This is a genomic window from Stenotrophomonas sp. PS02300, assembly GCF_029959395.1.
GTDB lineage: Bacteria > Pseudomonadota > Gammaproteobacteria > Xanthomonadales > Xanthomonadaceae > Stenotrophomonas > Stenotrophomonas maltophilia_AD.
This window is the reverse complement of the sequence record NZ_JASCOP010000165.1, coordinates 1-7,057: the sequence shown is the minus strand read 5'-3', so window position 1 is coordinate 7,057 and position 7,057 is coordinate 1. Positions and strand designations below refer to the sequence as shown.

Annotated in this window: 6 protein-coding genes; 1 reads left to right on the top strand and 5 read right to left on the bottom strand. The window is 66.0% G+C overall.

Annotated features, from left to right (window positions below):
- Positions 1–435: 435 nt before the first annotated feature.
- From lldD to QMX79_RS19025, 4 genes are all read right to left on the bottom strand, one after another.
- A complete protein-coding gene (gene lldD / locus QMX79_RS19040; protein WP_282248171.1) occupies positions 436–1,578 on the bottom strand; it encodes an FMN-dependent L-lactate dehydrogenase LldD in 1,143 nt (380 codons plus the stop codon).
- A 74-nt stretch (positions 1,579–1,652) separates the two neighbouring features.
- Entirely contained in the window at positions 1,653–2,090 is a 438-nt protein-coding gene (locus tag QMX79_RS19035; RefSeq protein ID WP_282248170.1) for a VOC family protein, read from the bottom strand.
- Positions 2,087–2,545 (bottom strand): MgtC/SapB family protein, encoded by a 459-nt coding sequence (locus QMX79_RS19030; protein WP_282248169.1) that lies wholly within the window; start codon positions 2,543–2,545, stop codon positions 2,087–2,089. Before QMX79_RS19030 ends, QMX79_RS19035 begins: the two co-directional genes overlap by 4 nt.
- A gap of 113 nt (positions 2,546–2,658) precedes the next feature.
- Positions 2,659–3,417: an SDR family NAD(P)-dependent oxidoreductase gene (locus tag QMX79_RS19025; RefSeq protein ID WP_282248168.1), complete on the bottom strand. Its 759-nt coding sequence runs from the start codon at positions 3,415–3,417 to the stop codon at positions 2,659–2,661.
- Positions 3,418–3,577: 160 nt separating this feature from the next.
- Here QMX79_RS19025 and QMX79_RS19020 point away from each other — a divergent pair, with 160 nt between their 5' ends.
- Positions 3,578–4,672, top strand: a complete 1,095-nt coding sequence (locus tag QMX79_RS19020; RefSeq protein ID WP_282248167.1) for an alkene reductase — start codon at positions 3,578–3,580, stop codon at positions 4,670–4,672.
- A 12-nt stretch (positions 4,673–4,684) separates the two neighbouring features.
- Here the strand turns inward: QMX79_RS19020 and QMX79_RS19015 are convergent, their stop codons facing one another.
- Entirely contained in the window at positions 4,685–6,580 is a 1,896-nt protein-coding gene (locus QMX79_RS19015; RefSeq protein WP_282248166.1) for a CocE/NonD family hydrolase, read from the bottom strand.
- Between the last annotated feature and the right edge of the window lie 477 nt (positions 6,581–7,057).

Below are 7,057 nucleotides of genomic sequence, written 5' to 3'. Positions count from 1 at the left end.
GGGGCGCCGTGAATCCATCCGTGGAGGCTCTTGCGAAACATCCATGTTTCGCAAAGCCCCCGCAAACCCACCCCCGCCAGCCTTTGACAGTTGGCTGGTTGCCTGGGGAAATCAAAGGCAACAGCAACAGCGCTCTTCGGTTTGGGTCATGCGTTACTGCGCTGATTGGCAATATCGGCGGTCGTTTGGGAACCGACCCTACCAGGTCGGTGCCGACCAACGGTCGGCGCCTCCCGCTGTTCCTTTGGCCACCGGCTCACTGTCAAAGGGTCGGCGGGTATGGGGGTACGGGGGCTTTACCAAACATGGATGTTTGGTAAGAGCCCCCATGGAAGGGTTCACGGCGCCCCCCGTACCCCCATGCCCGCCGGCCCAAGCCAGGACCACTCGCAGCCTGCAGCTTTACCGCTTTACCGCTTTACGGCTTTACCGCTCTCAACGCGGAAAACCAACCAGCGAATCCTCACTGATCTCGCGAATGCTCCGCGCACCCGTCAAGGTCATCGCCACGCGCATTTCCTTCGCGATCAGATCCAGCAGGTTGGCCACGCCGGCCTCGCCCTGGGCCGCCAGCGCATACACGAACGCGCGGCCAAGCAGCACGCCGTCGGCGCCAAGCGCCAGCATGCGTACTACGTCCAGGCCGCTTCGGATCCCGGAATCGACGAGGATTTCCACCTCGCCCTTGACCGCACTGGCAATGGCCGGCAGCGCTCGCGCCGTCGACAGCACCCCGTCCAGCTGGCGGCCGCCATGGTTGGATACCACGATGCCATCGGCGCCGAAGCGCACCGCATCGCGCGCGTCTTCTGGATCCAGGATGCCCTTGATCACCATCGGCCCCGTCCAGAACTCGCGGATCCATTCCAGGTCCTTCCACGAAATGGACGGATCGAAATTGCTGCCCAGCCAGCCGATGTAATCGCCCAGCCCGGTGGGGTTGCCGCGATAGGTCGAAATGTTGCCCAGGTCATGCGGGCGCCCGCGCAGACCCACGTCCCACGACCAGCGCGGGTGTGTCACCGCCTGCAACATGCGCCGCAACGGCGCGTTGGGGCCGCTCATCCCCGAATGCGCATCGCGGTAGCGCGCACCGGGCGTGGGCATGTCCACCGTGAACACCAGCGTGGTCACGCCCGCCGCCTTGGCCCGCTCCAGCGCATTGCGCATGAAGCCGCGGTCCTTCAACACATACAGCTGGAACCACATCGGGCGATCGATGGCCGGCGCCACCTCCTCGATCGCGCACACCGACACCGTCGACAGCGTGAACGGAATGCCGCGGCTGGCCGCCGCCCTCGCCGCCTGCACCTCGCCCCGTCGTGCATACATCCCGGTCAGGCCCACCGGCCCCAGCGCCACCGGCATCGCCATGCGCTCACCCAGCAGCTCCGCCTCCAGGCTCAGGTCGGCCACGTTGCGCAGGATCCGCTGGCGCAGCGCGATCTCGGCCAGGTCCTCCACGTTGCGGCGCAGCGTGTGCTCGGCGTAGGCGCCGCCGTCAATGTAGTGGAACAGGAACGGCGGCAGCCGCCGCTGTGCGGCAGCGCGGTAGTCAGTGGAAGCGGAGATGATCATGGCCCAACCATGGCGAAGCGTTCACGATCCGCCCATTAGACCAAAGATCTACTCCTGCGCAGCGGATTGTGCTCCTAACCGCAGCCGCACGGACTGGCCGGACCCTTCAGCTCCACCCCGTTGCCATCCGGGTCGCGCAGGTACAGCGACAGCCCGTCGCCCTCCGCACCCAGGTTGCTGCTGACCTGCCCATCCACCACCACCCCGTGCATCGTCAGGTGCTCGCGCAACGCCGCCTCGTCGAACGGCTCGATGCGCAGGCACAGGTGGTCCAGGTTGCGCCCCTGCGCGCCGGCGGCGGGGCCGCCACGGCTGCCGAGCGCGCCATCCACGCTGATCAGGTCGATCATCGACGCCCCGGCGTGGAGATGCACCATGCCCAGCGTCGGCCGCTCGCGGGCGACCCCACAGCCCAGCACATCGCGATAGAACGACACCGCGCGCGCCAGGTCCTGCACCCGCAGCACCACGTGGTCGATCCGCTGTATCTCGAAAGCACGCTCACTGCTCATGGCGACTCCAGTTTCTTTGCCAGTCGGCGGAACACCGTCAGCACGACCACGCACATCACGCTGACCCCGATTGCAATCACATATTCCCCGATCCCCACCGCGATGCCGATGGCCGCCGCCATGATCAGCGAACTGGCCGTGGTCAAGCCGCTGACCTCGTCCTCGCGGTTGCCACGCAGGATGGTGCCCGCCGCCACGAAGCCAACGCACGCTACCACCGCCTCGATCAGACGCACCGGATCCACCTGCAGCAGGTCGCGGTAGCGTTCCTGCTGGAAATGCTCGGCGATGCTGTCGCCCAGCCCCACGATCAACGCCGCCGCGCCGGCAATCAGCATGTGCGTGCGCAGCCCGGCCGCATGCTTGCCCAGCTCGCGCTCCAGCCCGAGCACGCCGCCAAACAACATCGCTGCGGCGATGCGCAGCAGAATCGACAGATCCTGTTCCAGTCCCATCCAGCTCTCCTCGGCAATGCCTCAAGCCTTGCGTGAGCGTCGTGGGAGCGCCGTGAAATCCGGCGTGAGCATGGCGTGCAGGAGCGGCAACGCCCGCCCCTGCACCCACGCTGTCACTGCGCCAGGTAACCGCCATCAATGGCGTAGTACGTGCCCGTGGCGAACGAGGCGTCGGCACTGGCCAGCCAGGCCACCAGCGCCGCTACTTCTTCCGCCCTGCCCAGCCGGTTCAGCGCGTGCTTGGCTTCCAGCGCCTTGCGCACGGCCGGATCCATCTTGTCCAGCAGGGGCGTGGCAATGAACCCGGGGCCCACCGCGTTGACCCGGATGTTGTCGCCGGCATGCTCCCAGGCTGCGGTCTGGGTGAGGCCGACCACGCCGTGCTTGGCGGCCACGTAGGCCGCCGAGTTGGCGAACCCCACCTGGCCCAGGATCGAGGCCATGTTGATGATGCTGCCGCCCTTGCCGGCCCTGCGCAGCGCCTGGATCTGCGCGCGTTGGCACAGGAACACGCTGTTGAGGTTCACGTCGATCACGCGCTTCCAGCCATCCACCGGGTAGTCGCCGCTGCTCGCCGACGGGCCGCCGATGCCGGCGTTGTTCACCGCGATATCCAGCCCACCCAGTTCCTGAACCGTGCGCTGCACGGCCGCTTCCACGGCCGTCTCGTCGGTGACGTCCAGCGCGATGCCGATCGCCTTCACGCCCTTGCCACGAATCGCCTCGGCGGTCTTCTGCACCGCGTCGTCCTTCAGGTCCCACACCGCCACCGCCGCGCCGGAATCGGCCAGCAGTTCGGCCACGGCCAGGCCGATGCCCGAAACGCCACCGGTGACGATGGCGACCTTGCCCTTCAGTTGGTAATCGATCATTGCACTGCCTCTGCTTGAGTTCACCCCTACCGTACGCCTCAAATGCGTTACACAACGTGCACGCAGCGCGCCGCAACAATGCTTCCCATCGCTGCAACGCACCTGGGCCTATGCTGGGTGTCGTACCCCTGCACGACCTCCCTTCCCCAAGGCATCGCACATGACACAGTCTTCTGACGGTACGTTGTTCACCCCCACCCGGCTCGGCGCGATCGAAGTCGGCAACCGCATCGCGATGGCACCGCTCACCCGCAACCGTGCCATCGACGGACGGGTGCCCAATCCCCTCGCCATCCAGTATTACGAGCAGCGTGCCAGCGCTGGCCTGATCATCGCCGAGGCCACCCAGATCAGCCCGCTCGGCCAGGGCTACCTGGATACGCCCGGCATCTACAGCCAGGCGCAGATCGATGCGTGGCGCAAGGTCACCGATGCGGTACATGCACGCGGCGGCCGCATCGTGCTGCAGCTCTGGCACGTGGGCCGCATTTCGCACACCAGCCTGCTGCCGGAAGGCGAAGTGCCGGTTGCCCCCAGCGCGCTGCGCGCCAATGGCAAGACGTTCACCGCCAAGGGCTTCGAGGATGTCTCCGAGCCGCGTGCGCTGCGGCTGGACGAGATTCCCGCGCTGATCCAGGATTTCCGCCAGGCCGCGCGCAATGCGATCACTGCCGGCTTTGACGGCGTGGAAGTGCATGCCGCCAACGGTTACCTGATCGATCAGTTCCTGCGTGATGGCAGCAACCTGCGCACCGACGAATACGGCGGCAGCATCGAAAACCGTACCCGCCTGCTCGACGAAGTAGTGCGCGCCATCGCCTCGGAGATCGGCGCCGAGCGCACCGGCGTGCGCCTGTCGCCGGTGACCCCGGCCAACGACGCGCGGGATTCGCAGCCGCAACCGCTGTTCGAACGCGCGGTCGAGCGCCTGGACGCCATTGGCGGGCTGGCCTTCGTGCACGTGATCGAGGGCGCCACCGGTGGCCCGCGCGACAACATCGCGTTCGATTACGCCGCGCTGCGTGCGAAGTTCAAGGGCCCGTGGATCGCCAACAACGGCTACGACAAGGACAGCGCCGAACAGGCCATCGCCTCCGGCTATGCGGACATGATCGCGTTCGGGCGTGCCTTCATCGCCAACCCGGATCTGGTCGAACGCCTGCGCCTGGGCGTGGCATTGTCCGACCTCGATCCGGACACGCTGTATGGCGGTGGCGCCAAGGGCTACACCGATTACCCGAGCGTGTCCGGGTAATCGCCCTCGGCATCAATACACCGGCAACGAAATGAACGACGCGTTCGCCGGTGCATGCCACACCTGCTGGGTCGCCTTCTGGTAATCACCCGGCTTGGCCAGGTAGATGTTGGGCACGAAGGTCTGCGGGTTGCGGTCGTACAGCGGGAACAGGCTGGACTGCACCTGCACCATCACCCGGTGGCCGGGCTGGAACACGTGGTTGGCGGTGGGCAGGCCGAACTTGTAGTCCAGTACCTGATTGGAGGCGATCGCCTTCGGTTCGCTGAAGCTTTCGCGGTAGCGTCCGCGGAAGATCGCCATCGACACGCCCAGCTCATAGCCGCCCATCTCCGGCGTCGACGGCACCTGGTCGGGGTACACGTCGATCAGCTTCACCACCCAGTCGCTGTCGCTGCCGCTGGTGGCCGCCTGCAGGTTGACCTGCGGCGCGCCACCGATCCGCAGCGGCTCGGTCAGCGGCTCGCTGACGAAGGTCAGCACGTCGGTGCGGCCATCCACGAAGCGCTGGTCCTTGACCAGCCAGCTGGTCCACATGTCACGGTCGGCGAAGCGCACCGGGCGCGGCGCGAACGGCACCGGCTTGGCCGGGTCGGACACGTAGGCTTCGTAGGTCGCTTCACCAGCCTGCGGCGCCTCGAACGAGAGCTTTCCGCCCGCGCGCAGGTACAGCGGCTTGGTCTGGGCAGCAGTTCGCGGCCACTGCTGCAGCTTGTCCCAGTGGTTTTCGCCGGTGTTGTAGATCAGCACCGGCGGGGTATCGGCCTTGGCCGCGCCATCGACGAGGTACTGGTCGAAGAACGGCTTGAGCACGTCGCGGCGGAACTGCAGCGCGGTATCGCCATCGAACTTAAGCGCGCCCAGGCTGCTGCCGTCATAGTTGACCTGGCTGTGCCGCCACGGCCCCATGACTAGATAGTTGAGCGTATTGCCGGTGTCACGCGGCTCCATCGCGGCATAGCTGTGCACGGCGCCCCACATGTCTTCCTGGTCCCACAGGCCCTGCAGCCACATGGTGGGCACCTTCAATTCGGTCCTGGCCATGCGCGCATCCAGCGCCTGTTCCTGCCAGAAGGCGTCGTAGGCCGGGTGTTCCACCAGCTTGTGCCACCACGGCAGCTGCTCCAGGCCATTGGCCTTGGCATAGTCACCGGCCGAGCCGGCGCGCAGGAAGGTGGTGTAGTCGTCGTAGCCGGTGCTGGGAATGGACGGCCCCTTGCCGCGCTTGGCCAGCTGGCCGGTGAAGTAACCGAAGTTGACCTGGCGGAAGGCGCCGTAGTTGAGCCAGTCATCGCCCATCCAGCCGTCGATCATCGGGCTCTGCGGCGCGGCGACCTTCAACGCGGGGTGCGGGTTGGTCAGCGCCATCACCACGGTGAAGCCTTCATACGAGGAGCCCAGCATGCCGACCTTGCCGTTGCTTTCGGGCACGTGCTTGACCAGCCAGTCGATGGTGTCCCAGGCATCGGTGGCATGGTCGACCTTGGTGGCATTCAACGGCCCACGCAGCGGCCGGGTCATCACGTAATCGCCTTCGGAACCGTACTTGCCGCGGATATCCTGGAACACGCGGATGTACCCGGCATCGACGAACACTTCGTCGCCCTGCGGGAGGATGTCGCGCATGTGCGGCGAATCGATGCGCTTGGCACGGTTGGCGGCATCGTACGGGGTACGGGTCAACAGCATCGGGGCATTGCGCGCGCCCTTGGGCACGACGATGACGGTGTACAGCCGGGTCCCATCGCGCATGGGAATCATCACTTCGCGCTTGTCGTAGTCATACCCCGCGGTAGGGGTGACGAATCCCTTGGCCGGAATATCCGGCGTCATCGGCGCGGTCTGCGCCGACACGCTGGCGGCAATCATCAGGCTCAACAGCACGACAGGCACGACACGAACACGCATGGCTCTCTCCGGGAAGGTGATGGCGACCAACCTCCGCAGCCTAGCGCCGTTCTTCTCTGCCCGATATGTGCCGATGGTTGGCCGCGAAAGACCTCCTGGAGCAAAGCCTTGAAGCCTTGAAGCCTTGAAGCCAAAGCCAGAGCCTTGGTCTGCGAATGTCCCTGGCTTGGGCCGGCGGGCATGGGGGTACGGGGGGCGCCGTAAACCCTTCCATGGGGGCTCTTACCAAACATCCATGTTTGGTAAAGCCCCCGTACCCCCATACCCGCCGACCCTTTGACAGTGAGCCGGTGGCCACGGGAACAGCGTCGGTGCCGATCGCTGGTCGGCACCTGCCGCTGTATTTGATTTCGGCTACCGCACACCGGAATCCGTCTTGAGGTGGGCGGGTACCCCCATCCGGGACTGTCTAAAACATGGATGTTTTTGACAAGCCCCCATGGATGGGTTCACGGCGGGTCCCGGATGGGGGTACCC

Bases quoted from the DNA above. Each gene is read 5' to 3' on its own strand.
- lldD (WP_282248171.1), bottom strand. From the start codon at position 1,578: ATGATCATCTCCGCTTCCACTGACTACCGCGCTGCCGCACAGCGGCGG.
- QMX79_RS19035 (WP_282248170.1), bottom strand. From the start codon at position 2,090: ATGAGCAGTGAGCGTGCTTTCGAGATACAGCGGATCGACCACGTGGTG.
- QMX79_RS19030 (WP_282248169.1), bottom strand. From the start codon at position 2,545: ATGGGACTGGAACAGGATCTGTCGATTCTGCTGCGCATCGCCGCAGCG.
- QMX79_RS19025 (WP_282248168.1), bottom strand. From the start codon at position 3,417: ATGATCGATTACCAACTGAAGGGCAAGGTCGCCATCGTCACCGGTGGC.
- QMX79_RS19020 (WP_282248167.1), top strand. From the start codon at position 3,578: ATGACACAGTCTTCTGACGGTACGTTGTTCACCCCCACCCGGCTCGGC.
- QMX79_RS19015 (WP_282248166.1), bottom strand. From the start codon at position 6,580: ATGCGTGTTCGTGTCGTGCCTGTCGTGCTGTTGAGCCTGATGATTGCC.